Source organism: Longimicrobium sp. (genome assembly GCA_036387335.1).
Taxonomy (GTDB): domain Bacteria; phylum Gemmatimonadota; class Gemmatimonadetes; order Longimicrobiales; family Longimicrobiaceae; genus Longimicrobium.
This window is the reverse complement of the sequence record DASVTZ010000203.1, coordinates 80,259-107,250: the sequence shown is the minus strand read 5'-3', so window position 1 is coordinate 107,250 and position 26,992 is coordinate 80,259. Positions and strand designations below refer to the sequence as shown.

Here is a 26,992-nt window from a genome sequence, read left to right as displayed (position 1 = left end):
ACGGAGCCTCTGCACCGCGCCGAAATCATCCCATTCCCCATTCCCCATTCCCCATTCCCCGCAGTTCAAAACGGCAGCCCCATGTCGAAGTAAACCCGCCCCTTCTCGCCCGCCGCGTATGACACGCTCACGGCGCGGTTCAGGAAGATGAAGAACAGGCCGCCGCCCGCGGCGGTGTGCCATCCGCCGGGCGAGTCGCCGTCCACGTACACGCGCCCGGCGTCGGCCAGCGCGAAGGCGCCCACCGTGCCGCGGACCCCCAGGTTCGCGCGGAAGAGGGGCTGGCGCAGCTCCGCGCTCCCGTGCACCGCGCGGTCGCCGGCGTAGCGCTGGGTGCTGGAGCCGCGCAGCGAGTTGCCGCCGCCGATGAAGGCGGCCTCCTGGAGCGGGAAGTCGCCCCACGCCTGGCGCACCCCGCCGCGCAGGGCCAGCACCGGGCCCGCGCTCCCTCCGAGGTACGCCCTCGCCTGCGCTCCCGTGCTCCCGAACGGCCCGTCCAGCCGCGACACCGCCGGAAACGCGCTCGCGTCCGCCGAGAGGGCGAAGCCCAGGCGCGGGAAGGTGGCGTTGTCCACCCTGTTCACCAGCAGGCCGGTGCGCGCGCCCAGCGCTCCCCACGTCCGCGTGCCGCGCACCCCCGGCTGCTCCGCGGGCGATCCGTCGGGGACGCCGGGGTCGGTGAGGCGTCCCACCGGCGCCACCGTGAGCCAGCTGCGGCGCGAGAGGGGGAAGAACCAGGTGGGCTGCACCAGCAGCTGGCGCTCCCACACGCGGCGCACCTCGCGGTCCTCCACCTCCGGCGTCTCGTTGCCGAAGCCGTGGAAGTCCGTGGCCGCCAGCCCGGTGGCGCGCACGTCCGTCAGCAGCCAGCGGCGCGTGCCGGCGAAGTGGTACTCCGCGTTGTACTCCGCCCCGAAGCGGGTGTACTGCGGCGCCCACAGCACGCGCAGGTGCCCCTCGCTGGCGAAGGGGAAGCGCCGGAACCCGTGCGTCTTGAACGCCGGCCCGCCGCCCACCACCACGCCGATGCGCGAGCGCCATCCGGCGTACGGCGCGAACAGGCTGCGGCTGCGCCCCCAGTCCTGGGGCGGGCTCACGCCGGCGCCGCGCTCGTACGCGGGCGGCGAGTACTCGCGCGTGTCCACGTGGGTCCGCGTGCCGCGCACGAAGCCGTTGTCGCCCCGGTCGTCGTAGAACCTTACCCGCGCTCCGCTCGACGAGTCCGCCAGCGCATCGTCGCCAGCGCCGCCGATCACGCGGGTGGTGATGCGCCCCGGCCCGCCGCGGACGGACGCCCGGTCCGCGCCGCCGTGCAGGAAGAGCCGGATCTCGCGCGTCTCGTCCGGCAGGAAGCGGCGGCGGAAGTAGGGCGCCACGTTTTCGCCGCCGGCGTGGATGCGCACCTCGGCGCTCCCGTCCGGCGCGTGCTGCACGATGGCCACGTCGCGCTCGTCGCGGGCGTGGATCTCGGGCTCGGCCGCCATCCACCCGTACCACGTCATCGCCACCTCGCGCAGCCGCGCGCGGCGGGCGCGGAGCATGGTGCGCAGGAAGTCCGCGTTCAGGGGCCGGTACTCGGCCGGCATGCGTGCCACTGCGCCGTCGATCACCGCGTCCGAGAGGCGCGTCTGGAGCGTCGAGACCACCGATTCCCAGGCGGCGCGGTCCAGGTCGCCCAGCAGGCGCCGGTCCAGGAGCTGCGCGTTCTGGACCAGCCCGAAGAGCTGCCCCTCGTAGTCCTCCTGGAAGCGCACCGCCTTGGGGAGCTGCCCGCGCGCCACGTCCAGCGCCAGCCCGTCGTAGTCCGCGAAGACGTAGTCGCGGTCGCGGGGGACGGCCCTCCAGAGCTGCTCGCCGCCGCGGTCGTATCGCGCCCAGCTGTACTGGTCCTCGTGCCGGTCCCAGTCGCCGAAGTAGATGTCCATCAGCCGGCCGGCCAGGTAGTCGCGCGTGTCCAGCCGGTGCGACGGGGCGGACTCCAGCGCCTTGAGGAAGTCCTCCGTGTCCTCGATCGCGCTGGCCGCCGCGATCCCCGCCACCTCGCTGTTCCCGGCGCGCGGGCGCTCCTCCAGCAGCCCCAGCCTGCCGTGGAAGGAGGCGTGCTGCTGCGGCAGACCGCTGGCAGGCATCACGTACAGCGTGGGCGGCACGTACAGCACGCCGGCCGCGGCCAGCAGCGGGTCCGCCACCAGCGCCGCCGCGGGGTGCAGCGACGACACCTGGTCCTGGACCACCTCGCCTACGATCGTCCCCTGGATGTCCGGCGACTGGCCGCGCGTCTGGTTCTTGTTGACCAGCCGGAAGGCGTACTCGCGCCCGTTGGCGCCGCGGAAGCGGACCGACTCGGTCTGGTTGCCGCCTCCCGTGCCCGTCGGCGTCAGCCCGCCCGCGTAGCCGCGCAGGTCCAGCACCGGCACCTGCACCGGCGTCGTCCACAGGTTTCGGTACGACTCCCCCAGAAGCGACTCGGGGAGCGGCGGATGCGCGTACTGCGCCCCGGCTGCCACCCGCTCCTGCGCGGCGGCAAGCGCCGGGAGGAGGGCGACCGCCGCCGCCGCGAGGACCCGCCGCGCGAGCCTCACGGAGCCACCGGCCGGCTGCCCGCCGGCGTGCTGGGCCGCGGAGGGGCGGGGCGCACGGGGCCCGCCGGGTTCAGACGCGTGGTGTCGGTGCCCGCCGGGGGAAGCTCGCTCTCGGTGGACTGCACCGGCGGCAGACCCTGCGTGTCCAGGAACATGGAGAAGTCCTCGGTCGCCTTCCCGGTCTGGTCCACCACGAGCACCGCCAGGCGCACGCGTCCGTCCTTGAGGAAGGTGATGCGCTGGAAGCCGCTCGCCCGCCGCGTGTACTGCGACCCGGTGATTCTCCGCACCGTGGTGGTGTGGCCGTAGATCCCCGCGCCGCTCACCACCTGGTAGCGCGCCGGCGCACGGCGGAACACCTGCAGGTTGTGCTCGTGCCCAGCCGCGTAGATCAGCGGCGGGTGCTGCTGGAAGGCTCCCGCCATGTTCACGCGCAGCCGGGTGTACTCCACCCCGTTCACGTCCTGCCGGGCGAAGAAGCCGGCGTTGCGCACGTACGGGTGGATCTGCAGGTACGTGGGCCAGTCGAAGTAGCCGCCGTGCTCGCCGCCGCTCACCAGCGGGTGGTGGCCCACCACCACCGTGCGCCGCCCGCCGGCGCTGGCCAGCGCCGCGCGCATGGAGTCCACCACCTGCCGCTCGGACTTCACCGCGCACTCCGAGCCGGGCCCCTCCGGCCGCGAGCCGCCGGCCTGCAGCCACCACTGCGTGTCGATCATGATGAGGCGCAGCGTGGGGTTCAGGTCCAGCACCTCGGGCCCGGGGCACCCGCTGTTGGGGAGCATCGCCACCCGCCCCTTGCCGCGTGCGTCCACGTACAGGTCCTGCCGGCGGATGTAGCGCCACCCCTCCGTGCCGCCCGCTTCCCAGTCGTGGTTGCCGGGGATCAGCACCCCGCGCCCGCCGCTCTCCAGGATGGCGTCGATCTGCTCGTTCAGGATCCCCTCGCCCACCGCGCGCTCCGTGGCCTGCGTGGAGTCGACGAGCCCGCGCGGGTACACGTTGTCGCCCAGGTACACGACGAAGGTCTGCCCCGGGTCGTCGTCCTTGATGGCCTGGCGCAGCGCGTTGATCACCGGGTCGCCCTGGGGGGTGGGCTCCGGGAGCCCCGCGTCGCCGATCAGGAGCAGCGTGTAGGCGATGGAGTCGCGCTGCACCGCCTCGATCACCTTGCCCACGTTGAAGGCCGACTTGTAGCACCCGGCCAGCAGCAGGGCGCAGGGGAGGAGCGCGGCCGCGGCGGTCGTCCAGCGATGTCGATTCGTCTTCATCCGATGTAGTCCTCTAATCCCGCTTGCGTTTCTTCTTCCGCGTCCGGAAGGGCACGTACTCCGCGGCCGTGACCTGGGCGGACCAGCGCTCGTCCAGCGCGCCCACCAGTTCGGCCGGAGTGATCTCCGTCTTGAGCCGCACGAGATATTCCAGCACCGCGGGGCGCTCGGGCTCGCGCCGCACGTTGACCAGCCGCCAGTCGCTGGCGGTGTCGCCGAGCGCCTCCTGCACCGTGAGCCGCGCGACGTCCGGCGCGCTCGAGTGCACCAGCAGGATGCCGTCCGTGCGCATGTCGCCGTCGTGCTCCAGCATCCGCCGCCGGATGTCGCGCTGCGCAGCCGGATCGTCGGCGATCATCAGCTCCGGATCGCCCACCGACAGGATCCCCGTCCGCCCGTAGCTCCCGCTGTAGATCGACCCGACGTTGTACTTCCACACCAGCAGCACGACGAAGTTGAAGGCCAGCGACATCGCGAGCGCAACGTCCAGCGCCTGCACCCCCGCCGACAGCCCGATCCCGATCACCAGGAATATGTAGACGGCGTCGCGCGGGTCCTTGAGCGTGTTGCGGAAGCGGACCGCCGCCACGATCCCGGCCAGCGAAAAGGCCAGCGCCAGCGAGTTCTTGACCACCAGCGCGATCCCCGCCACCACGATCGGCAGAATGATGACCGAGGAAACGAGCGCGGGATCGTAGCGGAAGCGCTTGGTGAACATGTACACCCAAGCCACCGGAATCACCAGCGACATCGCGCCGGCGATCACCAGCAGCGTCGTCAGCGCGCGGTGCAGCGCCTCCCCAAGCGACAGCCGCGCGCCGTAGTCGCCCAGCGTGGGTGCGCGGGTCAGCAGCTCAGACCCGCTCCCTCCTCTCCCCAGGTCGGGGAGCACCACGGGCGAGATGAAGGCGTCGCGCACCATCGGCACCCAGTACACCAGCGCGCCCATGACGCCGATGAGCAGCACGTAGTAACCCACGAGCCGCAGAAAGGGTGCGCGCCGCGACTCGGAGATGCGCTCCATGAACCCCCGCACGCGCCCCCCGCCGGCCGCTGGGCGAACGGATGCAGGCGGGCGTGGCGGCGGGCTCTCGGGCCGGCGCCCCTCCTCCCGCCGCACGGGCCTGCCGCGCGCCAGGAGCGTCTCGGACTCGCCCCCGAGAATCGGATCGTCGTCTGGTTTGCCGGGCATGCTCGGTTGGCCTGTGCGCCGCGTGCCACGCTCCGGCGCGCGCACGCTCTTGCCCGTGCCGCGAAGCAGGAACCACGCCGCGGAGCGTCACAGTGCGGAAGCGCGCCAGAGCGTGTTTATCGTCTGCCGCGCTGGGCAAGATAGCCCGCCGGGGCGGTCACTGTCACGCCCATGCTCGTACGCCCGTACAGCGCGCCGAAGTGCCTCCTGTCGCCAGTCACCAGGTGCGTGGCCCGCGACGCGATCGCGGCGGTCAGGCGGACGTGATCAGCCCGCCCCCTCCACGCCCAAACACCCTGAGCGATGAGGATAGGAGATCCACGTTCACGAGGCCGCCGGGCGCTCGTGTGGTATCGCGTCGGAGTCGAGCCCCAATGCCCGCACCTCCGCCAAAGCCCACTGGTGGCTGTCCGCGTCGTAGGCGCTGTTGAGAAGGAACTCCGCGCGCCGCTCGGGCGTGTAGATCTCCACGGGAAGGACCACGGCGGGGCGCAGCAGGATGCCCTCCGCGGTGGCCTCCGCCAGCACCGTGGAGCCTCCCTCGATGCCGAAGCGCTCCCGGAGCTCCGCCGGTAGAACGAGTGCGCCACGCTGATCGATGCGGAGTGGTTCTGATGCGTTCAAAATCCACCTTCCTGGCGGGCGATTCGGACAACCACGAGTGTACCTTTCTCCCAGCAAGCACCGCAAGAAGACAACCCTCCTCACCGTCAGCACGCGCGGCCCCGAACCGTGACCCGCTCTCGAAGTAGTGTCTCCCGCTCTTCACGAGCCATCCGCCGTCGCCGTCCCCCCAAATCGCGTGCCGGAACTGCGCCCAGGGAGCGCTCCCGGTCGTTACCTGCCATCGGACGGACCAGTTTCCAAACGACAGCCGCGCTGGGCCGAATCCGGGGTATCTCCTCTTATCCCCGGCCGATTTCGGTGTTCGGCCCAACCAGCGAACAGCGATACTGAAACCGATGCCCGTCGCCGCACGGAAGCCCCTTCACTTCGTAGGATCGAGCCACAAGGATCTCAGGGCAATGCCTGAGGATGTGCAGGACGTCTTTGGCGCGGCGCTGCTGGATGCGCAGCATGGCGAATCGTCTCCCAACACGCGTGCGTTTGGGGAGGGGTTGCCTGGCCGGGTGCTGAAGCTGGCCGTGGACCACTATGGAGATACCTACCGCCTCGCCTGCACGGAGAAGTTCCCGAGGGCGGTGTACGTCCTCCACGCCTTCAAGAAGAAGTCGGTCAGGGGGAGCCGCACTCCGTTCGCGGAGATCGAGCTGCTCCGCAACCGCCTCCGCACCGCCGCGGAGCACTACCAGGAACACTACCGCCCCTGGGGGAATGACGATGAGCAATGACACGATGGTCCACGACAGCACCGGTAACGTCTTCGCGGACATGGGCCTCGCGGATGCGGAGACTCGCCTTGCCAAAGCTGAGCTCGCCCGCGCGATCCGCAAGGCCCTCGAAGAACTCGGCCTCGACGAGCCGTCCGCGGCCGAGCTGCTCGGCATCAGCCCGCTGGACGTCTCCGACCTCACGGTTGGCAAGCTGGCTCGCTTCAGCCTTGAGCGCCTGGAACGCTTCCTCAACGCACTGGACGTGGAGAGCGCATCCAGATAGCGCCGCGCTCCTTGGTGAAAGCGCGCGCCTTCTTCTGTCATCTTTGAGAGAGCCGCCACACCGATCTCAGCAGCACTCTTCAGCCTCCGGCGGCGATCGAAGGATCTAGCTGGCGAACCGAGAGCTGTGGGCCAGGACGGTGACCGCAGAAGCCCAGAGGACGACATGAATCTTGCCGACAGACGAGCCGGTGCGCTACTATTGGTGCGTCTGTACCAAATTTGGTGCAACCGTACCAAATCTGGTGCACGTGCACCGGATCGCACATGCTCTTTCATGCGCTCGACGCGGTCCTGGCCACTACGGCCAAGATCCAGATCCTTCGCGCGCTGATGCCTCTCGAATCGCCTGTCACCGGGCGGGAGGCGCAGCGGCTGGGAGGAGTGCGCTCAACTCTTGGAGCCGCGACGGCACTCAACGAGCTGACCGCCCTCGGGATTCTGATGCGCGGCGGGACCTCGAGCACGCACCAGTATCGCGTCAACCGGGACCACCATCTAGAGCCGGCGCTCCGCGCGCTCTTCGACGCCGAAGGACGGCGGATCGCAATCCTGAAGGCGGCTCTGACCGATGCGCTGACACGCGCCGGTGTGCTCGATGGCATCCGCTCCGCCGTGCTGTTCGGCAGCCAGGCACGTGGCGATGCGCGCGCCGACAGCGATCTGGATGTCCTGTTCGTCGCCTGCGCCGCTGAGAGGGTTGCGGACGTGGAGCGCGCGATCATCGATGCCTCCGGTGAGATACAGAACCGTCTCGGGCTGCGCCTCGCTGGGATCGTCATCCCCGCCGAACAGGTGCGCGAGCGCACGAGGCAGGGCGATCCCCTGATGGAAGCGATCCGGACCGAAGGCCGGGAACTTCTGGCGAGCCATTCTCTGAGGTGGTAGGGAAATGGTGAGCATCGGGAAGTCGAAACGCGAGGAGCGCACACGGGCAGCGAGATACCACGAGATCGGCCAGGCGCTGCTGCAGACGGCGGGCGATCTAGACGCGCTGGCCGATCCCCGGTATGGAAACGCACTGGCGATCATCGCCATCCACGCAGCCATCGCGTTCACGGACGCGCTTACCGTGAAGTACCGTGAGCTGAAGTCCACGGATGGGGACCACACCCGTGCGGCGGATCTCCTCGTCCATGCCATGGGCCACAGGGCCGATGCGGACCAGGTGAGGCGCCTTCGCGGGATTCTGAGCGCGAAGAGCAGCGCGTCGTACAGCGGAAACTTCTACACCCTCGCGGATGGAGTGCGCGTGCTCACGGAAACCCGCATCTACGCCCAGTGGAGCGCCGAAATGCTGCAGGAGCGGCTCTAGCAGCTGAGAAGCACACGACAGATGCGGTGAACGGCTGCCGCGAACGAGACCCTTGCATCCCCCGCCGACCGAATACATATTCGGTTCACACCCCCATAACACCGCCCGCGACCGCCTCCCCCGGCGTCGTGCGGCGTACGCGGAACCCCGCCTCGGCCCACCCGAGCGCCGCCACGCGCGTCGCTCCCCATCCAGAGAGAAATGCGTTTCGACCTGCTGATCCTCGCCGCCACCCTCTCCGCGGGTGACGCCCCCGCAGGGCCGCGCGCCCCGTCCGCTCCCCGCATCGAAGCGACCGACACGCTCCCCACTAGCGCGCGCATGGTACGCAGCGCCGCGCGCGCGGTGCTGAACGGCGTCGGCCTCGAGAGCGCGACCACCACGGCCCGCACGCGCGCCGCCCTCACCGCGCTGCGCTCGCGAGTGCGGCGGCAGAGCGACCCGGATGCGCTGCGCTTCGCCTTTCGCGCGTACTACAACTACAAGGCGGCGCACCCGGACGACGTCCGCAAGCCGTACCTGTACTACGTGGACTACGGGCTGGACGCGCGGACGCCGCGCGGCTACGTCTTCGACATGGACGAGCTGCGGGTGGTGGACGGGCCCTTTACCGTGGCGCACGGGCGCGGGTCGGCGCCGGACCGGGCGGGGGTTCCGCGGCGCTTCTCCAACCGGCACGGGAGCAACGCCACCTCGCTGGGCCTCTTCCTGGCGGGGGAGACGTACTCGTTCAGCGGCAGCAACAACGGGAGCCGCTACCGCTCCATCGGGCTGCGGCTGAGCGGGCTGTCGGGGGCGTTCAACAGCACGGCGCGGGAGCGCGGGGTGGTGGTGCACGGCGCGCCGTACGTCACGCGGCTGGGCGCCGGCCGCAGCGAGGGATGCCCGGCGCTGGAGCAGTCGCGCGCCCGCTGGCTCCTTCCGCAGCTCGCCAACGGGAGCCTCGTCTTCCTCTTCTCGCCGCTGGACCGCAACTGGATGAAGCGCGATCCCTGGGCGGCCGTCGAGGGCTGAGGTGTAGGCTTGGCGATGCGCGAGGCCCGGTGGGAGATCCCCGCCGGGCCTCGCCCTTTTTACCGCGTCCCCTCGCGCGGGACGGGACCGATGTCCTATCCTGTCGGACATCCTGGTCGCATGCACGCCGCGCATTCGCACATGCACACGATGTCACCCGGACCCGCACCCACGCGAGGGGGTGGATGACGATGCCGACCCGCGCCACCGCCTTTGCGCCGGCCAGCACCTCGAACCTGGCGGTGGGCTTCGACATTCTGGGACACCCCGTGGGGCCGATGGGCGACCGTGTGACCGTCGTGTGCAGCGACGAGCCCGGCGTGCGGGTGGCCGGCGTCACGGGCGCGCTCCCCACCGATCCGGCGCTCAACACCGCCACCGTCGGCGTGCTGCGCATGCTGGAGGAGCTGCGCCCCGGGTTCGGCGTGGAGGTGCACGTGCACAAGGGGATCCCGCTGGGCTCCGGCGTCGGCGGGTCGGCGGCGTCGGCGGTGGCGGGGGTGGTCGCCTTCAACGCGCTCCTCCCCGAGCCGCTCCCGCGCATCGAGCTTTTCCGCTACGCGCTGCTGGGCGAGGCCGTCGCGAGCGGTGCGGTTCACGGCGACAACGTGGCGCCGTCGCTCTTCGGCGGCCTCGTCCTGGTGCGCTCCGCCGAGCCCGCGGATGTGGCGGCGCTGCCGGTGCCGCCCTCGCTCCGCTGCGCGATGGCCCTTCCGCGCATGCGGCTGGACACGCGGACGGCGCGCGCGGTGCTCCCCGCGAGCTACCCGCTCCACACCGTCATCGAGCAAACCGCGAACCTGGCGGGGGTGATGGCCGGCCTCTGCACCGGCGACCTCGCGCTCGTGGGCCGCTCGATGCGCGACGTGCTGGTGGAGCCCCACCGCGCGTCGCTGATCCCTGGCTTCGCCCACGTGCGCGGCGCGGCGATGGCGGCGGGCGCGCTGGGATGCTCCATCTCCGGCGGCGGCCCCGCCCTCGTCGCCTGGTGCGACGGCGACGATGCCGCCGAGGCCGTGCGCGCCGCGATGGTGGACGGCTTCGCGCGCCACGGCCTCCCCGCCGAGGGGTGGACCTGCCCCGTGAACGGACCCGGCGCCCAGGTGGAGGAGTGGGCGTGAGGTACCACAGCACGCGCGACCCCGCCCACTCCGCCACCCTCTCGGAGGCGATCTCGCGCGGACTGGCTCCCGATGGCGGCCTCTACGTGCCCGAGTCCTTCCCGTCGTTCAGCGACGCGGACTTCGCGGGCGCCGACACGCTCCCCGAGGTCGCCGCGCGGCTCCTGGCGCCCTTCTTCGCGGGCGACGCGCTCGCCCCGGCGCTGGGCGAAATCTGCCGCGAGGCGTTCGACTTTCCCGTGCCGCTCAAGGAGCTGCGCGGGAGCACGGCCGTGCTGGAGCTCTTCCACGGGCCCACGGCGGCGTTCAAGGACGTGGGCGCGCGCTTCCTGGCCGGGTGCCTGTCGCGCATCGCCGCCGAAGACGCGCGCCCGCTCACCCTCCTCGTCGCCACCTCGGGCGACACGGGGGGCGCGGTGGCGGCCGCCTTCCACGGGCGGCCGGGCGTGGAGGTGGCCGTCCTATTCCCCGCGGGGATGGTGTCGCCCCGCCAGGAGAAGCAGCTCACCTCGTGGGGCGGCAACGTGCGCGCCTTCGCCGTGCGCGGCGACTTCGACGCCTGTCAGCGGCTGGTCAAGGGCGCCATGGCCGATCCGGAGCTGCGCGCGCGCCGCAGGCTGTCGTCCGCCAACAGCATCAACGTGGGCCGGCTCCTGCCGCAGATGGCCTACTACGCGTGGGCATCGCTCGAGTACCGCGCGCTGCACGGCGTCGCGCCCGGCTTCGTCGTCCCCTCCGGCAACCTGGGGAACGCGGCCGCCGCGATGTGGGCGTGCCGCTGCGGCCTGCCCGTGCGCGAAGTTGTGCTCGCCACCAACGCCAACCCCGCCGTCACCGCCTTCTTCGGCGGCGCCCCCTGGACCCCGCACCCCACCCTCGCCACCCTCGCGACGGCGATGGACGTGGGGAGCGCCAGCAACATGGAGCGCCTCCTCCACCTGTTCGGCGGCGAGGCCGGGACGCGCTCCGCCCTCCGCGCCTTTCTCGTGGACGACGACGAGATCCGCCGCGTGATCCGCGACGGCCCCGCCTCCTGGGGCGAGATCTGGGACCCGCACACCGCCGTCGCCATCGCCGTGCTCGAGCGGCTCGATGCGCCGCACTGGATCGTCGTCTCCACCGCCCACCCCGCCAAGTTCGAGGCCGTCGTGGAGCCGCTGATCGGCCGGCCCGTCTCCGTCCCCCCCGACCTCGCGCGGCTCTTGGACCGCCCCGGCCACGCCGAGCCGCTCGATCCCGAGCTGGAGGTCTTCAAGGCCACGCTGGAACTCCCTCCGGTGCACGGCGCGGCGCGGCACGGCCGATGAGCCTCATGCAGGCGCATCGCCATTCACGCTCCGATGTTCCAGGCGAGAGCGTGCGGCGGCGACCGCCTGGTGAAGCCGCTCGCGCAGCAACTCGCGCGGCGGCAGCTCCGTGATGTACTCGGCAACGTGTATTCCGCTGCGGCCGAGATTGAGGTACTCGACCGTCTCCTGCTTCTTTCCCGCGCACAGGATGATCGCGAGCGGGGTATCCTCGCCAGGCTGGCGCTCGTGGCGATCAAGCCAGCGAAGATAAAGCTCCACCTGCCCGGAGTCGGCCGGCTTGAACGCACCCAGCTTCAGTTCGATTACGATGAGGCGCCTCAGCTTCCGGTGGAAGAAGAGGAGATCCATGTAGTAGTCGTCCCCGTCGAGCGTGATGCGTTTCTGCCGCTCAACGAATGCGAAGCCCGAACCGAGCTCGAGAAGGAAGCGCTCGATCTCTCGCAGGAGGGCCGCCTCGAGGTCACGTTCGCTGTAGTGGTCCGCCAGTCCGAGGAAATCGAGCAGATAAGGGTCCTTGAAGACGAGCTCGGGCGTCAGCGCTCCCTCAGACCGCAGTTGGTCCAGCTCCTGCCTTATGACTGCGTCTGGCTTTCGCGAGAGGGCGGTGCGCTCGTACAGCATCGATTGGATCTTCGCGGCCAGTGTGCGCGTGCTCCAGTGCTCGACGCGGCACATCTCGGCGTAGAAGTCTCGCTTCAGTGGGTCCTCGATTGCGATGAGGTGGAGGAAGTGGGTCCACCCCAACTGTGCAATCAGTGATTGCACAGTTTCGGGTTCTGGGAACACCTCCGCGAAGCGGATCATGTTGAACAGGTTGCGCGGTCCAAAGCCACGGCCGAATTCCGCCTGGAGATCGCGCGAAAGCGCGGGACCTCCGCCCCGTACTCGGCGCGTTCGCCCCGCAGGATCTCCCGCAAGATACGGTCGCCGATCCGCCAGTGAAGGAGCGTGAGGCCAGCGTTCACCACCTGCGCCACCTGCTGCCGGGCGGTCCGGATCAACTCCCGGACCTCCTCACCCAGTGTGACCGGTGCCGCGATGGCGGTCTCGCGCTTGGGAAGCTTCTTCGACGGACTCATACCAGCCGGGCCTCCTTGGGCGACCAGCTTCGCAGGATGTTGGAAGTTCCCCTTCTAGATCTTTATCGGCGCGCGTTCGTCAGCGCTCCCAGAACGGCGGCGGCTCGATTCCGAGCGAGCGCAGGTAAACGTAGCCCTGGCCGCGGTGGTGGATCTCGTTGTCGATCGCGTACAGGATGAGGTCCGATGCGCGGCCAGGGTACATGCCGAACGCCGTCATCTGCTCCCTGAACTTCTCGAGCGGGATCTGCGGCCAGAGCGTGTTCATCTCCTCCGTCGCGGCGTCCCACTGGCGGAGGATCTCGTCCTTGGCGACGGTCGTGCGGTCGAAGGAGGTGTCCCACTCCTGGCTTAGCACCCCGCGCACCATCGGCACGGCGATGGCGAGCAGCTCCATCGCCATCTCGCCAAAGGTGCGCATCCCGGCCAGTGAATAGGTAGAGAGCTGGTCCTCCGGGAACGCATCGATCACGCGCCGCGTGAGGCGGCGGTGGCCCTGCCAGTGCTCCAGCAGCGCTTCGGGTGTGATGACCTGCGTGGACGGCGCGGAATCGTCGGACATGGGGTGCCTCGGTGGAATCTGGGGAAGCTCAAGGTCTGCGGACGCCACCTGATTCGGCGTGTGTTCGGTGGCGGTGTCAAACTGCTTCGCGCGCATGCGTGTCGCAAGAGGTTCGATCGGCTCAGCCCTTTCTGGGACTGCGGTCGGGGCTTTACTGACTCGGAATAGTTGTGCTTGCCTGCGTACCTTTCCTATCTTGCTCGCTCCTGCCCGGGCTGTTTCGGCGACTCGCTGTGGACCAATCGCCATGCACCGCACCGAACGGTTAATTGTTGACGACCTCCTCATGCGAAAAGTGGAGGAAGTCAGCTATCTGGTCGCCGAGAACGCCGCGTTGTACCGCCCCATCGTGCGCTTCTTCCACCAGCGGTACGAGTCGGGCGAGACGGGGTGGCTCTGGCCGAGCGAGGTGGCTGCGTTCGTACGCGCCCATCACCCGCATCATGATGCGTATACGGAGGAGGCGTGCGAGGCGCACCTGCGGCAGCTGGAGAGCTGGCGCGTCGTCGTCTCCGAGCACGACGTGAACCAGGCGCGCACCATAGAGGAGTTCGTGCGCGCCGCGCGGCGCTACCAGATCAGCGAGAGCGCGCGGATGATCGAGGAGATGCTCATCCGCCTCAGCGGGCAGGAGGGCTCGCGCGGTTCGCTGGACACCACCCGGCTGCACCGCCTGCGCGAGGCGCTGCTGGAGCTGGACCGTCTCCTCGCCGGCGTCTCGGTCGAACACGCCACCGCCGACACGCTGCGCGCGCTGGAGGGCGCCTGGAACGCGGCGGAGGACGCGCGCCAGGAGATCCGCGAGCAGGCCGGCCGCTATCTGCGCGAGCTGGACCACGACCGCATGCCGTCCGCGGCGGACCTGGTGGTCTTCCTCCAGTACAAGCGCATGCTCCGCGACTACCTGGACGAGTTCGCGCTCGGGCTCAAGGACTTCGTGGAGCGCACCCGGGACCTCTTCGAGGACTGGGCCGCGGCGGGGACCGATGCGCGCCTGGTGACGCTTCTCGCCCGGAACGAACGCGAGCGCAAGGGCGATTTACGCACGGAGGAAGAGCTGCTCGCCGGGTTCGAGGGTCAGCTCCGCGCCCTCCGCGGCTTCTCGGCGCGCGGCGGCGACGCGGAGATCCTGCACGCCAAGACCACAGCGCGCGTCCGTGCGCTGGTGGAGCAGATCGAGCGGGTGGTGACGGAGCGCCGGAACGCGCTGAATCGCGGACGTGACCTGCGGCTGCTGGCCCAGGCGTTCCAGCGGTCGAGCAACGACGAGGCGCATCGCCTGGCGTCGCGCGCCTTCGGGTGGGGGACCCCGCGGCACACGCGCGACTACAGCTCCAGCGCTGCCCCCGAGCTGCTGGAGCGCGCGTCCGTCTGGCATCAGCCGCCCTGGGACGTGGAGCTGCACCCCCGCGTGCGCGGCAACCCCAGCTTCCGCGCCGTCACCGCCCTGCGCGACGCGAGCCTGGAGCGCGCGGAGCTGCGCGCGCGGATGCAGGAGGAGCGAAGGGAGGAGGCCCGCTTCTGGGACGACCTCTTCGGCACGGGCGAGCTGGCGCTGGAGGGGCTGGTGCTGCGCTCCCCCGGCGACCGCTCGCGCGTGGTGCGGCTGGTGCGCGACTGCCTTCGCTCCCCCGACCGTCACGTGCGGCTGACGGATGGGTCGCGCGTGCAGATCCTTCCGCCCGCAGACCCGGCGGCGGTGGCCGAGGTGGCGGCGCCGGACGGCTACCTGTACCTGCGCGCCTTCCGCCTGCGCCGCACGGAGGTGGCGCGGTGATCACCTCCCACGCGCTGGAAGACGACGTCAAGGCGTGCGCCGAGGCGCTGATCGACCGGCCCATCATCGCCGCGGCGGACGACCGGCCGCTCCTGGAGAAGATCCGCCGCAATGGACCCGCTCTCCAGAACGCCTTCTCCCGCTTCACCGGCTGGCGGCTGCAGACGCACACCGAGTTCGCGCGGCTGGTGAAGACGCCGGCCCGCGCCGAGGCGTCGCACGGGCTGGCGTGGGCCCGCGGCTCGCTCGACTACGCGCTGCTCGCATGGGTGCTCTGGTATGGCGAGCACACCAGCGGGCGGAAGTTCACGGTCTCGCAGATCGCCGAAGAGATCCGCCTGCGCAGCGGGGAAGAGGGTGTCGCCGCCGTGGATTGGAGCCGGCGCGACCAGCGTCTCGCCGCCCGCCGGGTCTTCCGCGGCTTGGAGGAGATGGGCGTCCTGCGGCTGCAGGACGGGAGCGTGGACGAGTGGGCGGACCGCAACGGCAAGGAGGACGCGCTGTACGCTTGGGGCGACGCGGGGTGGCGGCTCCACGTCGGCATCCCCGCCGCGGAGCTGGAGGCGCTCGCCGAGGGCCGCGCGGCACCGCCCATCGTCGTGCCCGAGGGAACGGACGAGATCCGCCTGTACCGGACCCTCCTGCTCAACCCGGCCCTCTTCCGGCGCGACGACCCAGCCGCCTTCCGCCTGCTGGACGTCCCCGCCCAGTGCGAGATGGTGCGGAGCAACCTGAAGAAGCTCACCCACTGGGAGCTGGAAGTCACGCCGGAGTACGCGCGCGTGCTGCGCCCCGCCAGCTCCGCCGACGCGATCCAGACGCCCATCCCGCTCGCCGCGGGCATCGCCCACGTACTCCTTTGCTTCTGTGGACTCCTGCGCGACCGGTTCGCCGAGAAGCGGCTGGTGCCTGCGCCAGGCGGTGGTGACGCGTTCCTGGTTGACGTAGGCCGCATCGAGCAGGACGTGGCCGAGCTGCAGTCGCGCTTCGGCGCGAAGTGGGGAAAGACGTTGCGCGAGCAGCCGGTGCGCTCGCTCGCCGCGGAGCTGATCGTGGAGATGGAGGCGTGGGGGATGCTGCGCCGCACCGGCGAGGATGGGCAGTATCTCATCCTTCCCACGGCCGGGCGATTGACGGCGCATTACGAAGACGATGTGGTTGTCGGTGAAGATGGTTGATGCGAGTTGCTCGCACCCGCGGGTGGTGGCGAGCTATCTTGGCGCCGTCAACGAATTCCGCACCCAGCCGAGTCAGCCCACGCACGGCGAGCATGAAAGAACCTAACCTGATGCTGCACCGGCTTACGCTGAACGGCTTCAAGACGATCCGCAGGCTGGAGGAGCTCGAGCTGGGGCCCGTCAACGTGCTGATCGGACCGAATGGGGCCGGCAAGTCGAACTTCGTGTCGTTCTTCCGGATGTTGAACCGGATGATGACACCGCCCGGCGGCCTTCAGCTGTACGTGGCGAAGTCGGGTGGAGGTAGCACACTGCTTCACAGCGGACCCGCCATTTCTCCCGAAATCGAGGCGGCACTTACCTTCAGGACCCACGGTGGGGCCAGTGGCTACTCCTTCCGGCTGTCCCACGCCGCACAGGACACACTGGTGTTCGCCGAGGAGAAGCTGGGGATCGCTCAGAGTACGCGTTCGGAACAGGTCGAGACGTGGGTCAAGCTGGGAGCAGGGCAGCAGGAGACGAGGCTCATGGGGGTTGCGCGAGAAAATAATATTCTTAAAACGATCCGCACCTTCTGGAGCTTCCTGCGGGATTGCGCCGTCTACCAGTTCCACAATACCTCCGAGACGGCTCGCATAAGACAGCGTTGGAGTGTTACGGATAGCCAGCATCTTAAGGAGGATGGCGCCAACCTCGCGCCGTTCCTGCTGCGTATTCGTGAGCAGCACCCTGCCCATTACCAGCGCATCACCGGTACGCTACGCCAGATTGCCCCCTTCTTCGCCGATTTCGTCCTGGAGCCGGAGAATGCCACGCTCCTCCTGCGATGGCGAGAGTTCGGCAATGACGCGGTCTTTGGGCCGCACCAGGCTTCCGATGGCACCCTCAGAGCCATGGCGCTTGTCGCGTTGCTGCTTCAGCCGAGGGAGGAGCTGCCCGCGGTGATCATCCTGGACGAGCCCGAGCTGGGTCTGCATCCGCGGGCGATCTCGATCCTTGCGGGGCTGCTTCAGGGGGCGTCCAGCCACAGTCAGGTTATCGTGGCAACGCAGTCGCCCGTGCTGCTGGACCACTTCGAGCCTGGTCAAGTGATCGTGGCCGAGCGCGAGGGCGCGGAGTCCGTGTTCCGGCGCCTCGACGCCGAAAAGCTCTCGTCCTGGCTGGAGGAGTACACGTTGTCGGAGCTGTGGGACAAGAACGTTCTGGGTGGAAGGCCCCGCTGATGCGCCGTCTAAACGTGCTGGCGGAGGGTCAGACGGAGGAAGCGTTCGTGAACGAGGTTCTGGCTCCCCACCTCGCGGATTACGGTGTGGTGACCTCGGTGCGCTGTGTGACGACGCGCCGCGACCGCAGGCGCCCCGACGTCGTCCACCGTGGCGGGTTGCCGGACTATGGCAAGGCCCGCCGGGACCTTCAGCGGTGGATGGCGGAGGATGGAAGCGCGTCGTTCACCACGATGTTCGACCTGTACGCGCTGCCGGCGGACTTCCCCGGGTACGAGAGCGCCGCACGGCTGACGGATCCGTACGATCGCGTTCGCACGCTCGAATCGGCGATGGCCGCCGACGTCGGAGACTGGCGGCTCACCCCTTACATCCAGCTCCACGAGTTCGAGGCACTCCTGTTCGCCGATCCGGCGAAGCTGGACTGGGAGTACCTGGAGCACCCCCGTCCGATTGCGCGGCTGGTCGAGCTCGCGAGCGGGTACGAGAGCCCGGAGCTGATCGACGACGGCCCGGACACGGCTCCATCCAAGCGGATCATCGCGGAGATTCCCGAATACGCCTTCCAGAAGGCGAGCGTCGGACCTCAGATCGCGCGGCAGATCGGCATCGTCCGGCTGCGGGAGCGGTGTCCGCACTTTTCCCGGTGGGTCGAGAGGCTGGAGTCACTGGGACGGTCCGGCGCGGAATAACGGTAGACCTGGTTTTTCATACGCATGGCATCAGCATGACACAACCCGAATTCTTCCGCCTGGCCGGTACCCCGGCGCGCATGCTGGACGTGCTCGCCGCCATGCATGCATCGGACGGGGACCGCTGGATTCCTCGCCGGCTGATCCTGCAGAACTACTGGCTGTTCGGAGAGGCGGAGGTATTCCACTTCGCGCGCGGCAACCTGATGCTGACGGGGCAGAACGAGTCGGGGAAGTCGACGGTGCTCGTAACGGCCATCACGCTGGTGCTCGACATGATGCTCACCCCTGACCGGGTGGACACCATGGGGAGCAACGACCGCTCCATCCGCTACTACCTGATCGGCAAGGACGACGCATCGCCCGACGCGCCTACCTACCACCGCGAGCGCACCGCCTACATCGCGCTGGAGTTCGAGCGCGGCGGCTCCGGCGTGTTCCAGACCATCGGGATCGGCCTCCGTTCCTCGCGCGACTGGGCCAATCAAAAGGTGGAACGGTGGGGCTTCGTCATGTCGGGTCCGCGCCGCGTGGCCATCGACTTCCACCTCCACGACGGGAAGCAGCCGACGCGCCCGCTCCGTCCCGGCGAGCTGCGCGACCGGCTGGGGCACACGGGCCAGGTGTTCACGGACCAGCAGGGGTACAAGGCCGCCGTCAACGAGGCGCTCTTCAAGTTCAGGTCGGTGAAGGAGTACGAGAGCTTCCTGGAAATGCTGCACGTGGTGCGCACTCCCAAGCTCGGGGAGGGGCTCAACCCGCGAAAAGTGGAGGCGTACCTCAAGGAATCGCTGCCGCCCATCCAGAGCGCCGCCATCGAGGGTGCGTCGGAGGTGTTCTCGCGGCTGGACACCATCGAGGCCGAGCTCGACCACGTGCGAGGCCAGCTCGAGACGATCCGCTCGCTGGAGGAGCCGCAGGAGAAGGCCGTGCTCGCTTCGGCGCGGCAGGCGGCGGTCGCGTACCAGGCGTCGTCGGCGGAGCACGCCAGCCGGCAGAAGGCACACGCGAAGCTCCTCGCCCAACTGGCGGCGGCCCGCGACGAGATCGCCGGCCGAACGGCGGAGCGCGACCGCCTCGCCGAGGACCGGGCGGAGATCGAGGGGCGGCTGACCGTGCGGCAGGCGCAGTATCGCGAGCACGGCGCGTTCGACCTGGAGGCCCGGCTGGACGCCGTACGGGGCGAGCAGCGTGAATCCTCGGCGGCATTCGACGCGCTCCGCGACGACCGGCGCCGGGCGCAGTCGGTCCTGGCGCATGAGGAGGAGCAGCTCAAGGGCGATGCGGCGGCCTGGACGCGCCAGCGGGGGCGGCTCGCCGGCCGGCTGGAGGAGCTGGCCGGCGCGGCGCGGCGCGCGTTCTGGGTGCCGCTGTCGTCGCGCGTGGAGCGGGCCCGCGATGCGCTCGAAGGGATCGGCGTCGAGGCCGGTGCGGCGCCGGGATCGGAGCTCGCCCGGTCCTCCATCGATGACGAGGTGGAGGCTCGGCGGCGCGTGCTCGCCACGATCGGCGCGGCGCACGACGCGCTCGCAGCGGCCAACGGGCGGCTGGAGCTGTCGCGCAGGGCCAGCGACCTCGCGCGCCGCGAGTTCGGCGAGGCGGACGAACGCTTCCGCGCCGCGGCGCGTGAGGCGGAGGCGGGCCGCGCCGGGGCCGCCGCGGCGCTGGAGGCGTGGCGGGCGGCGGCGACGGAGCTGCGCGTGCCGGACGCGGCCTTCGGCGAAGTGCTCGCGCGGCTCGAAGCGTACGATCCGCGGGGGCATCGCCCCGCCGCCATGCTCGCGCCGCTGCACCCCGCGCACGACGAAGCGCGCGACGAGCTGCGCGCGCTGGCGGTGGAGCTGGAGACGGTGCGCGGCCGGGTGCAGGGCGAGGTGTCGGAGGTGGAGGCGCGGCTGAAGCGGCTCGCGACCGAGCGCGACGTGGAGCCGGACCGCACCCCGGCACAGGCCGCCGCGCGGCGCCTCCTGCGCGAGCACGGCATCCCGCACGTCCCGCTCTTCGCCGCGTGCGACCTCGCGGACCCGCTGGCGAAGGACGCGGAGCTGGCTGCGCGAGTCGAGGCCGCACTCCACGACTCCGGGCTCCTCGATGCGCTCATCGTCCCGGTAGATGAGGCGGAGCGGGTGCGCACGCTGCTGGATGCACACGGACTGGGCGACCGCTGGATCGCGCCGTCTGACTCCGTGGCGGTGGCGGACGAGTGGCTGGTGCCCGTCGCGCTTTCGGGAGTGACGGAGCAAGACGTTCGCGCCGCGCTGCGCACGCTGGGGCTGGGCGGAGAGGGCGGGGTGGTGCAGCCGGACGGTGGCTGGCGCCTGGGTCCGCTCCATGGCCACACCGCCGCACCGGCCGAGGCGCGCGTCCGCTTCCTGGGCGAGACGGCCCGCCGCGAAGAGCGCCGCCGCCGCATGGACGAGGCACGCGCCAGACTGAAAGAGCTGCGCGGCACCCTGGCGACGCTGACCGCGGAGATCGAGTCGTTCACCGCCCGCGAGCGCACGCTGGGCCGCGAGTGGCGCGATGCGCAGGAGCTGCGCGCCCTGCAGGCGCTCCACGACAGCCTCCTGGCGGTCCACCGCGAGGAGCAGGAGCGCGAGCGCCGCCGCAAGCGCGCTGAGCTCGCCGCGGAAACGGTGGAGACGGACACGCGCGACGTGCAGGAGCGCACCGCGGCGCTCGACCGCGCCACCGACGCGGCACCCTACCTCAAGGACCGCTCCAAGGCCGAGGTCGAAGCGGTGGCGGGCGCGCTCCGCGAAGTATCGGCACTGGCGCGCGCGGTGGGAGAGGACGTGGAGCGGCTGGAGGAGATCCGCCGCACGCACGCCGCGCGGGTTCGAAGGCTGGAGGATCTTCGTACGAGCCTGGAGGAGCTGGCGCCGCGCATCGCGCAATCGGACGCGCGAGTGCGCACGCTGGACGCGCAGCTCCGCACCCTCGAAGAGCAGCTCACGCAGGCGAGCATCGGCCGCGAAGAGCTGGCGGCGGAGATCCGCGTGCTCCAGGACAGGCTGGCGGACATCGCCCGCGCGGACGAGGCGGCGAGGGACTCCATCGCGCAGAACACGGGCAAGGTGACCCAGCTCTCGGAGTCGGAGCCGGACTACGCGGACCAGCTCCGCTCCGCCGCGATACGACTGCAGGGGGACGAGGCCGCCTTCCGCACCCGCCTGGAAGCGTATCCCACGCTCGAAGAGTACGTGGAGGCCGCGCGCGGTCCGGGGCTCGGCCGCGCCGGCGAGCTCATCCTGACCGGGGTGGAGATCCGCGAAGTGGACGGGCAAGCCAAGGCCGCGCGCGACGACCTCCATCGCGCGTTCGCGCAGGCCAGCAGCACCTTCGAGGAGCTCAGCCCCACGCTCGACGGCGACATCCTCCGCTTCACGCACGAGCAGGGCGAGATGCCGCTGTACGAGCTCTACCGCGTCCTCGAAGCGCTGCAGGTGCGCAACGAGAACCTCTTGGAGGAGGAGGACCGGAAGCTCATCGAGCAGCTGATGCTGCGCGACGTGGTGGACGCCATCCGCGACGCCATCCGCGGCACGCGCCGGTGGGTGGAGGAGATCAACGCCACGCTGGGCCGCATGAAGCTCTTCAAGGGCGGGATCATGCGCCTGCACTGGGAGGTGCGCCCGCGCGAGACCGCCGACGCCTTCGACCCGCGGCGGCTGGACGACCTCCTCTCGCAGCGGGGCATCGCGCTGGACGAGTCGCGGCGGGACGAGCTGATGGAGATCTTCCGCAGGATGGTGTCCGACATCCGCCGCAGGAGCCGCGAGCGCGAGCTGCTGGTGGACTACGCCACCGCGTTGCGCGAGATGGTGGCGTACCAGCAGTGGTACACCCTGTCCGTGCAGCGGCGCGACGAGAGCGGGCGCTGGATGCCGCTGACGAAGCGCGTGTACGGCCAGGGGAGCGGCGGGCGGCGCACGCTGGACCTCCTCCTTCCGCTGATCGCGGCCGTCTCCGCGCGCCTCGCCACCGCGGACCGCGCGGCGCCCCGCCTGGTGGGCTTCGATGAGGCCTTCGCGGGCGTGGACGACCGCAACGCCGGCGAGATCTACGCCCTTCTCACCGAGCTGGGCTTCTGCTGGATCATGGCGACGGAAAAGGCCGCGGGGCTCGGCGCGGGCGTGCGCGGCTCCGCCACCTACGAGATGCTCTCGGACGGCATCACCGTCGCCCCCACCCTCTCCGTGTGGGACGGCGAGCGCCGCTTCGACTTCATCGGCGACGAGCTCCTCGGCGTCGAGACCCCGCGGGCCCGGGAGGTGGAGCGTGCGACGTGACGTCGTCGAGGATCTGCTCACGCTCCTGCGGAACCCCGCTTTTGCTCCACTGCTGGATGCGCTGCACCGCTCGTTGGAGCGGCACGGCGCGCCAAAGGGGGTGCTCACCATCGAGACGCCGGATCAGGCCGATGCGCTGCACGACCTGGTCGGCAGGCTCTTGCGTCCGGGTGGCACGATGCGCGTGGCCGAGATCGACCGGATCCTTCGGGAGAGGACCCGGTTTCGGTGTTCGCTCCGCGAAGCGCTGGAGCTTCACCTCGGTGCGCCCATCGTCTGGAAGAAGGAAGGGGAGGAGCGTGCGCTGGCCGCGAGGGAGCGCGCCATCAGCCGCTGTTTCCAGATGCTCCCTTCGCTAGGGCTCTCCATGGGCGCGCAGACCCGGATGATGACGTGGCTGCACGCGGGTGAGTCGGCGCTCCGCGCGGACTTCCACCGCTGGGGCGAGGCGACGCTGCTGGACGCCGTGCGTGCCGTCGCGCGGGTGTTCGACTGCATGCCGGGGAGCGCCTCGCCGCCCATCTACCTGGCGGAGCTGGCGAACGAGGTCACTGGAAACGCGCATGGGCTGGACGCCGACCGCCCCGCCGGCGCGCTCCTCCTGCGGGCACTGGAGTTCACCTTCCCGGAAGCGGCGCGGCGCGAGGAGCGTCGTACCGTGGCCTGGCGGACCCTTCTGCTGTCCGAGGCGGGGATCGCGCGCGATCCGGTCTCCGTACGCGTGGACACCTTTGGCCTGTGCGGGGACGACGAATACCTGAGGGTGCTTCGCAAAAAGGGGGTGGATCGTCCGCTGACGCTCTACTCCCTGGCTGAGCTGGGCGGAGACGTGCGCGCCTGGAGGGATGTCGCTTTCGTGGTGGAGAACCCCACCGTCTTCGCGGCGCTCGTACGGCACGTGAACGCCCACTATCGTGCCGACCACCACCCCACGCTCATCTGCACCAACGGTAACCTGAACACCGCCGACCATCAGCTGCTCCGGCTTCTCACGGAAACCGGGGTCCATCTCTTCTACAGCGGAGACTTCGATGCTGGAGGGCTGGAGATCGCCGCGGCGGTGCTCGACCGCTATGCCGCGTCCGCAAGCCCGTGGCGCATGGAGCCGGAAGACTACCGGGCGGCAGTGCGCGCCGGCAGCGCGGCGCTCGACCCTGCCGCCGTTCAGACTTCCGCACGCCTCTTCCCGGGCCTGGTCGCCGAGATGTCCGTTCTCCGCCAGGCCGCCCACCATGAGGGTCTCATCGATTCGCTCAAGGCCGATCTGGACCGGTTCGTCCTCCGCGGCGAACCGCCGCCCCGGCGCGGTGGTGATCCAGGCACCGCTCGCTCCGTGCACGCCGCGCGGTAGCTCCGTCCGCGGCGCGGCGCATCATCCAGAAGAAAACGATCCAGATGAGCGAATACCAGTACTACGAGTTCCTGGCGATCGACCGGAAGCTCTCCCCGGCCGAGATGCGCGAGCTGCGCGCCGTCTCCACGCGCGCCGAGATCACGCCCACGCGGTTCGTGAACGAGTACCACTGGGGCGACTTCAAGGGAGATGCGTTCGCCTGGGTGGAGCAGTACTTCGACGCCTTCCTGTACCTGGCGAACTGGGGAACGCGCGAGATCTTCTTGCGCCTTCCACCCGGTTCGCTGGCGCTGGAGACCGCCCACCCGTACTGCCCCGGCCCTCCGGCGTCGGCGGATGGCGAGCCCGTGATCCTCTGCTTCACCAGTGAGCTGGACGGCGGGGACGACGAATGGCTGGAGCCGTCGGGGCTGCTTGCATCCATCGTCGCGGTGCGCGGCGAGATCGCGAGCGGGGACCACCGGGCGCTGTATCTCGGGTGGCTCCTGTGCGTCTATTCCGGCGAGGTGGCGGACGAGGAGCTGGAGCCACCGGTTCCGCCGGGGCTCGGCGATCTCACGCCCGCGCAGCACGCCTTCGCGGACTTCCTGCGCATCGATCCGGACCTGATCGCGGCCGCGGCGGAGGGCAGCGCCAGCACCGTTCCCGCCGATGACCCGGCGGCGGTACGGGCCTGGGTCGCCGCGCTCCCCGCCGCCGAAGCCGCCGACCTTCTCGCGCAGGTGGCCGAGCGCGACCCCGCCTCCGTGCGCGCGGAGCTTCTGCGCCGTTTCCGCGAGGCGCAGGCCGAGTCCGGCCGGAGCAGGCGGAGCCCCGCACCGTGGCGGATCTGCTCGAGGCGGCGGAGCGGATCGCGGCGGAGCGGGTCCGCGTCGAGGAGCTGGAGGCCGCGCGGGACCTGGCGCGGCGCGAACGCGCGGAGGCCGCCGCCCGCGAGCGCCGCCTGGACGCGATCGCGGAGCGCGAGGAGGAATCCTGGGCGCGGGTGGACGAGCTCGCCGCTCAAAAGAACGCCGGGGCTTACGACGAGGCCGTGCGGCTCCTGATCGACCTCCGCGAGATCGCGGTGCGAGACGGCCGAAAAGACGAGTCGGATGCGCGCACCGTCGCCGTTCGCGAGCGGCACATGAAGAAGCGCCGCTTCGTGGAGCGGCTGGACCAGGCCCTCCGCAATGAGCGGCCTGCGGGCCCCGTCGCCACCACGCAAACCGATCTATCGCTGGCCTGATCGCAGGCGCCTACTTCCGCCGGTTGCGCTTGCGTGAAGCCCTGGCGTCCTTGCGGCGGTTCTTCGCCTTCTGGGTGGAGCGGGCGTGCCTGGGCGCCGCCTCCGGCGGGGGAGCCGACGAACTACGCATCTTGTACGGGAAATTGTCTGCGCGCGGCGTGGTGCGTTCGGCGAGCAATCCCATCTCCACCTGCACGTCCTCCCAGTCGCCGACCAGCGAAAGATCCACCGCGCCCGCCTCGAACGCGTCGGTGATGAGGGGTGCGGCCTCCGTCGCGCCGATGTGCATGAGATGTGAAATCACGAAGGCGTTGAACTCGGGATCGCGGTTTTCCCAGTCGTGGAGGTACCCGGTCAGGATCTCGACGGACTGGTCCCGCGCCTCCGGCCAGCGGGTCGCCACCTCGCTCAGGACGGCCATGGCGGCGTAGCGGGTATATACGTCGAGCTCTTCCCGCGCCACGATTCTCTGGGCTACCGGGATCGCGGCCGGGCCGATCATCCCGAGCACTCTCGGAATATCAGTGAGCCTCCAGTCGTCCTCCTCGTCCTCCGGCTCCTGGAGGAGCGTCGCGAGCGGCTCCAGCGCCTCCTCCGCCTGAAGCTGCCCCAGCGCTCGCCACGCGTGGATCGGCGGCCAGAACCCCCGTGCGCTTTCCTCGTCGTATTCCTGCACGTCCGGGTCGGTGAGCAGTCGGATCAGCTCCGGCACGTGCTCTCGCGTGAGCCCCAGCGCCAGGTAGTCGTGCCACGGGCTCTGGCGAGCCGGTTCCTCGCCAAGCTCCAGCAGCTGCGCCACGGGCGGTGAGTACGATGCTTCCATGTCGCGTGATTCGAAGTATGAGTTGTAGGTGGTGGAGGTGCGCTCGCGCCGCATTCAGTGTGCCGCCGTGAGCTGGTGTGCCTGACGGTGTACCCAGGCATGGCGGTGGAGGTGGTGCGGCGGTCGAGCGCGTAAACATCGGCAGCCGTGGACAGTATGCCCGCGGCTGCTTTACTTCTGCGCTGTTCGGCTTCTATTCAGTACCTCGCGGTCACTAACGCAACCGGCAACCATCCCGCGAACCGCCGTGGAAGCTGCGCGTCAACCAGAAACCTCACGCGGCGAGCGGGTCGATCCGCTTCACGCGGCTGAGATGCGCGGCATACTCGAGAACGGCCAGGATGTCCTCGCGCTCCAGATCCTCATAGTCCGCGAGGATCTCCTCGTGCGTCATCCCCGCACTAAGCAGATCCAGAATCAACTCGACGGGATAGCGGAGGCCCCGCACGGTCGGCTTTCCGTGGCAGATCGTGGGATCAATCTGGATGCGATTAAGGTGCTTGCTCATCGATGCTCCCGTGGTGGGTACGACCGTATCTCCGCGCGGCCTCTTCCGTCTACGCGAAGGTCACCGTTTTCGACAATGACGGACCCGGTTCGGCGCCAGATGAGTTGGTCTCTGCCTCTGTATCAGCCCCGCCGCTACTCCTTTCGCGGCCTGCCGCCTTTTCTCCCATTCTCGCGGGACGCGCGTGATTTGGCGCTGCTGCGGGTGGAGCCGGCTTTCCGGGCGATGCCGCTTCGCACGACGCTTCCGAATGCCGCGTCCAGAATCCCCGACAGTGCGATGTCCACGTCGAGAGCGGGCCAGCTGAGACCGCATCCAGAGGGCGGGACCTTCACGCCAGCAAGATCCTCATCGCCCGCCCCATCGAGCTCGATGAGCATGCGGACGGGTATGGCGAAGGAGGATCCGTTGTGCATCCGGACACGCACCTCACCGGTAGCCGAATCGTATGCGGCGAATGCGACGCGCGGCTCGTTTTTCAGCGCGCGCTGCCCAGCGCGGCGGGCTTCCGCGATCTGGCGGATCAGTGCCGGGTCCACCCCTGCCTCAGTATCCATGGTACTTTCTCCACGCGTCGCGGAAAGCAGCCTGGTTCTCCCGCACGATCTCCACTGCCCGCGCCACTTCCCAGGTGCGCAGGCCGTACACGGCCCGCACCTCCGGGTCCTCTCCGGGCGCCCCAATCACGATGATTGCTTCGCCGTCCCGGCAGAACACGTGCACGTGCGGCGGGCGGTGTTCGCGCGTGAAGACCTTTACGGTGAGCCCGTCACCCACGTAGATCACCGGCATGATCCAGGATAACCTATCGAGTTGGGTTATGCAAGACAGAGCGCTAACGAGCGAAAGTAGACG

At 69.9% G+C, this 26,992-nt stretch carries 26 protein-coding genes; 15 read left to right on the top strand and 11 right to left on the bottom strand.

Annotation, left to right across the window (positions count from 1 at the left end; all coding sequences use genetic code 11):
* Nucleotides 1-65: 65 nt before the first annotated feature.
* From VF647_20510 to VF647_20495, 4 genes are all read right to left on the bottom strand, one after another.
* Nucleotides 66-2,582, bottom strand: coding sequence for a BamA/TamA family outer membrane protein (locus VF647_20510; protein ID HEX8454475.1), 2,517 nt, complete (start codon nt 2,580-2,582; stop codon nt 66-68).
* On the bottom strand, nt 2,579-3,853 hold the full coding sequence (locus VF647_20505; protein ID HEX8454474.1) for a metallophosphoesterase: 1,275 nt from the start codon (nt 3,851-3,853) through the stop codon (nt 2,579-2,581). The genes VF647_20510 and VF647_20505 overlap by 4 nt, the downstream gene beginning before the upstream one ends.
* A gap of 13 nt (nt 3,854-3,866) precedes the next feature.
* On the bottom strand, nt 3,867-5,045 hold the full coding sequence (locus tag VF647_20500) for a DUF4956 domain-containing protein (protein ID HEX8454473.1): 1,179 nt from the start codon (nt 5,043-5,045) through the stop codon (nt 3,867-3,869).
* A gap of 324 nt (nt 5,046-5,369) precedes the next feature.
* Nucleotides 5,370-5,669 carry an AbrB/MazE/SpoVT family DNA-binding domain-containing protein gene (locus tag VF647_20495; protein HEX8454472.1) on the bottom strand — a complete coding sequence of 100 codons (300 nt, stop codon included), beginning with the start codon at nt 5,667-5,669 and terminating at the stop codon, nt 5,370-5,372.
* A 338-nt stretch (nt 5,670-6,007) separates the two neighbouring features.
* Here VF647_20495 and VF647_20490 point away from each other — a divergent pair, with 338 nt between their 5' ends.
* The 7 genes from VF647_20490 to thrC all read left to right on the top strand — a co-directional run bounded on the left by VF647_20490 (nt 6,008) and on the right by thrC (nt 11,418).
* On the top strand, nt 6,008-6,397 hold the full coding sequence (locus tag VF647_20490) for a type II toxin-antitoxin system RelE/ParE family toxin (GenBank protein ID HEX8454471.1): 390 nt from the start codon (nt 6,008-6,010) through the stop codon (nt 6,395-6,397).
* A complete protein-coding gene (locus VF647_20485) occupies nt 6,387-6,662 on the top strand; it encodes a helix-turn-helix transcriptional regulator (protein HEX8454470.1) in 276 nt (91 codons plus the stop codon). Before VF647_20490 ends, VF647_20485 begins: the two co-directional genes overlap by 11 nt.
* Before the next feature lie 266 nt (nt 6,663-6,928).
* Nucleotides 6,929-7,549 carry a nucleotidyltransferase domain-containing protein gene (locus tag VF647_20480; GenBank protein ID HEX8454469.1) on the top strand — a complete coding sequence of 207 codons (621 nt, stop codon included), beginning with the start codon at nt 6,929-6,931 and terminating at the stop codon, nt 7,547-7,549.
* A 4-nt stretch (nt 7,550-7,553) separates the two neighbouring features.
* Nucleotides 7,554-7,976 carry a hypothetical protein gene (locus VF647_20475; GenBank protein HEX8454468.1) on the top strand — a complete coding sequence of 141 codons (423 nt, stop codon included), beginning with the start codon at nt 7,554-7,556 and terminating at the stop codon, nt 7,974-7,976.
* 201 nt (nt 7,977-8,177) lie between these two features.
* The gene (locus VF647_20470) at nt 8,178-8,990 is read left to right on the top strand and encodes a murein L,D-transpeptidase catalytic domain family protein (protein ID HEX8454467.1); all 813 of its coding nucleotides are present in this window, start codon (nt 8,178-8,180) and stop codon (nt 8,988-8,990) included.
* A gap of 185 nt (nt 8,991-9,175) precedes the next feature.
* Nucleotides 9,176-10,111, top strand: coding sequence for a homoserine kinase (locus VF647_20465; GenBank protein ID HEX8454466.1), 936 nt, complete (start codon nt 9,176-9,178; stop codon nt 10,109-10,111).
* The gene (gene thrC / locus VF647_20460) at nt 10,108-11,418 is read left to right on the top strand and encodes a threonine synthase (GenBank protein HEX8454465.1); all 1,311 of its coding nucleotides are present in this window, start codon (nt 10,108-10,110) and stop codon (nt 11,416-11,418) included. The genes VF647_20465 and thrC overlap by 4 nt, the downstream gene beginning before the upstream one ends.
* A gap of 3 nt (nt 11,419-11,421) precedes the next feature.
* Here thrC and VF647_20455 read toward each other — a convergent pair whose 3' ends face one another.
* The 3 genes from VF647_20455 to VF647_20445 form a co-directional block, all read right to left on the bottom strand.
* Nucleotides 11,422-12,234: a YhcG family protein gene (locus VF647_20455; protein ID HEX8454464.1), complete on the bottom strand. Its 813-nt coding sequence runs from the start codon at nt 12,232-12,234 to the stop codon at nt 11,422-11,424.
* On the bottom strand, nt 12,222-12,500 hold the full coding sequence (locus VF647_20450; GenBank protein ID HEX8454463.1) for a DUF1016 N-terminal domain-containing protein: 279 nt from the start codon (nt 12,498-12,500) through the stop codon (nt 12,222-12,224). The genes VF647_20455 and VF647_20450 overlap by 13 nt, the downstream gene beginning before the upstream one ends.
* Nucleotides 12,501-12,579: 79 nt before the next feature.
* Nucleotides 12,580-13,062: a DinB family protein gene (locus tag VF647_20445; protein HEX8454462.1), complete on the bottom strand. Its 483-nt coding sequence runs from the start codon at nt 13,060-13,062 to the stop codon at nt 12,580-12,582.
* 247 nt (nt 13,063-13,309) lie between these two features.
* Between VF647_20445 and VF647_20440 the strand changes: the two genes are divergently transcribed.
* The 8 genes from VF647_20440 to VF647_20405 all read left to right on the top strand — a co-directional run bounded on the left by VF647_20440 (nt 13,310) and on the right by VF647_20405 (nt 24,806).
* Nucleotides 13,310-14,839, top strand: coding sequence for a TIGR02677 family protein (locus tag VF647_20440; protein HEX8454461.1), 1,530 nt, complete (start codon nt 13,310-13,312; stop codon nt 14,837-14,839).
* Nucleotides 14,836-16,017, top strand: a complete 1,182-nt coding sequence (locus tag VF647_20435; GenBank protein ID HEX8454460.1) for a TIGR02678 family protein — start codon at nt 14,836-14,838, stop codon at nt 16,015-16,017. Before VF647_20440 ends, VF647_20435 begins: the two co-directional genes overlap by 4 nt.
* Nucleotides 16,018-16,109: 92 nt before the next feature.
* A complete protein-coding gene (locus VF647_20430) occupies nt 16,110-17,240 on the top strand; it encodes an AAA family ATPase (GenBank protein ID HEX8454459.1) in 1,131 nt (376 codons plus the stop codon).
* Nucleotides 17,240-17,932 (top strand): DUF4276 family protein, encoded by a 693-nt coding sequence (locus VF647_20425; GenBank protein ID HEX8454458.1) that lies wholly within the window; start codon nt 17,240-17,242, stop codon nt 17,930-17,932. Before VF647_20430 ends, VF647_20425 begins: the two co-directional genes overlap by 1 nt.
* 35 nt (nt 17,933-17,967) lie before the next feature.
* Complete coding sequence (locus tag VF647_20420) at nt 17,968-22,224, top strand: SbcC/MukB-like Walker B domain-containing protein (GenBank protein HEX8454457.1); 4,257 nt, start codon at nt 17,968-17,970, stop codon at nt 22,222-22,224.
* Nucleotides 22,214-23,575 carry a TIGR02679 family protein gene (locus VF647_20415; protein ID HEX8454456.1) on the top strand — a complete coding sequence of 454 codons (1,362 nt, stop codon included), beginning with the start codon at nt 22,214-22,216 and terminating at the stop codon, nt 23,573-23,575. Before VF647_20420 ends, VF647_20415 begins: the two co-directional genes overlap by 11 nt.
* A gap of 44 nt (nt 23,576-23,619) precedes the next feature.
* Nucleotides 23,620-24,624 carry a hypothetical protein gene (locus VF647_20410; protein HEX8454455.1) on the top strand — a complete coding sequence of 335 codons (1,005 nt, stop codon included), beginning with the start codon at nt 23,620-23,622 and terminating at the stop codon, nt 24,622-24,624.
* Nucleotides 24,612-24,806, top strand: coding sequence for a hypothetical protein (locus tag VF647_20405; GenBank protein HEX8454454.1), 195 nt, complete (start codon nt 24,612-24,614; stop codon nt 24,804-24,806). The genes VF647_20410 and VF647_20405 overlap by 13 nt, the downstream gene beginning before the upstream one ends.
* Before the next feature lie 10 nt (nt 24,807-24,816).
* On the opposite strand, the gene VF647_20400 is transcribed toward VF647_20405, so the two are convergent.
* The 4 genes from VF647_20400 to VF647_20385 all read right to left on the bottom strand — a co-directional run bounded on the left by VF647_20400 (nt 24,817) and on the right by VF647_20385 (nt 26,929).
* Nucleotides 24,817-25,683, bottom strand: a complete 867-nt coding sequence (locus VF647_20400; protein ID HEX8454453.1) for a DUF1186 domain-containing protein — start codon at nt 25,681-25,683, stop codon at nt 24,817-24,819.
* A 220-nt stretch (nt 25,684-25,903) separates the two neighbouring features.
* Nucleotides 25,904-26,137 carry a DUF433 domain-containing protein gene (locus VF647_20395; protein HEX8454452.1) on the bottom strand — a complete coding sequence of 78 codons (234 nt, stop codon included), beginning with the start codon at nt 26,135-26,137 and terminating at the stop codon, nt 25,904-25,906.
* Between the two features lie 134 nt (nt 26,138-26,271).
* Nucleotides 26,272-26,694 (bottom strand): DUF2442 domain-containing protein, encoded by a 423-nt coding sequence (locus VF647_20390; protein ID HEX8454451.1) that lies wholly within the window; start codon nt 26,692-26,694, stop codon nt 26,272-26,274.
* Nucleotides 26,684-26,929 carry a DUF4160 domain-containing protein gene (locus VF647_20385; GenBank protein HEX8454450.1) on the bottom strand — a complete coding sequence of 82 codons (246 nt, stop codon included), beginning with the start codon at nt 26,927-26,929 and terminating at the stop codon, nt 26,684-26,686. The genes VF647_20390 and VF647_20385 overlap by 11 nt, the downstream gene beginning before the upstream one ends.
* Nucleotides 26,930-26,992 lie beyond the last annotated feature (63 nt).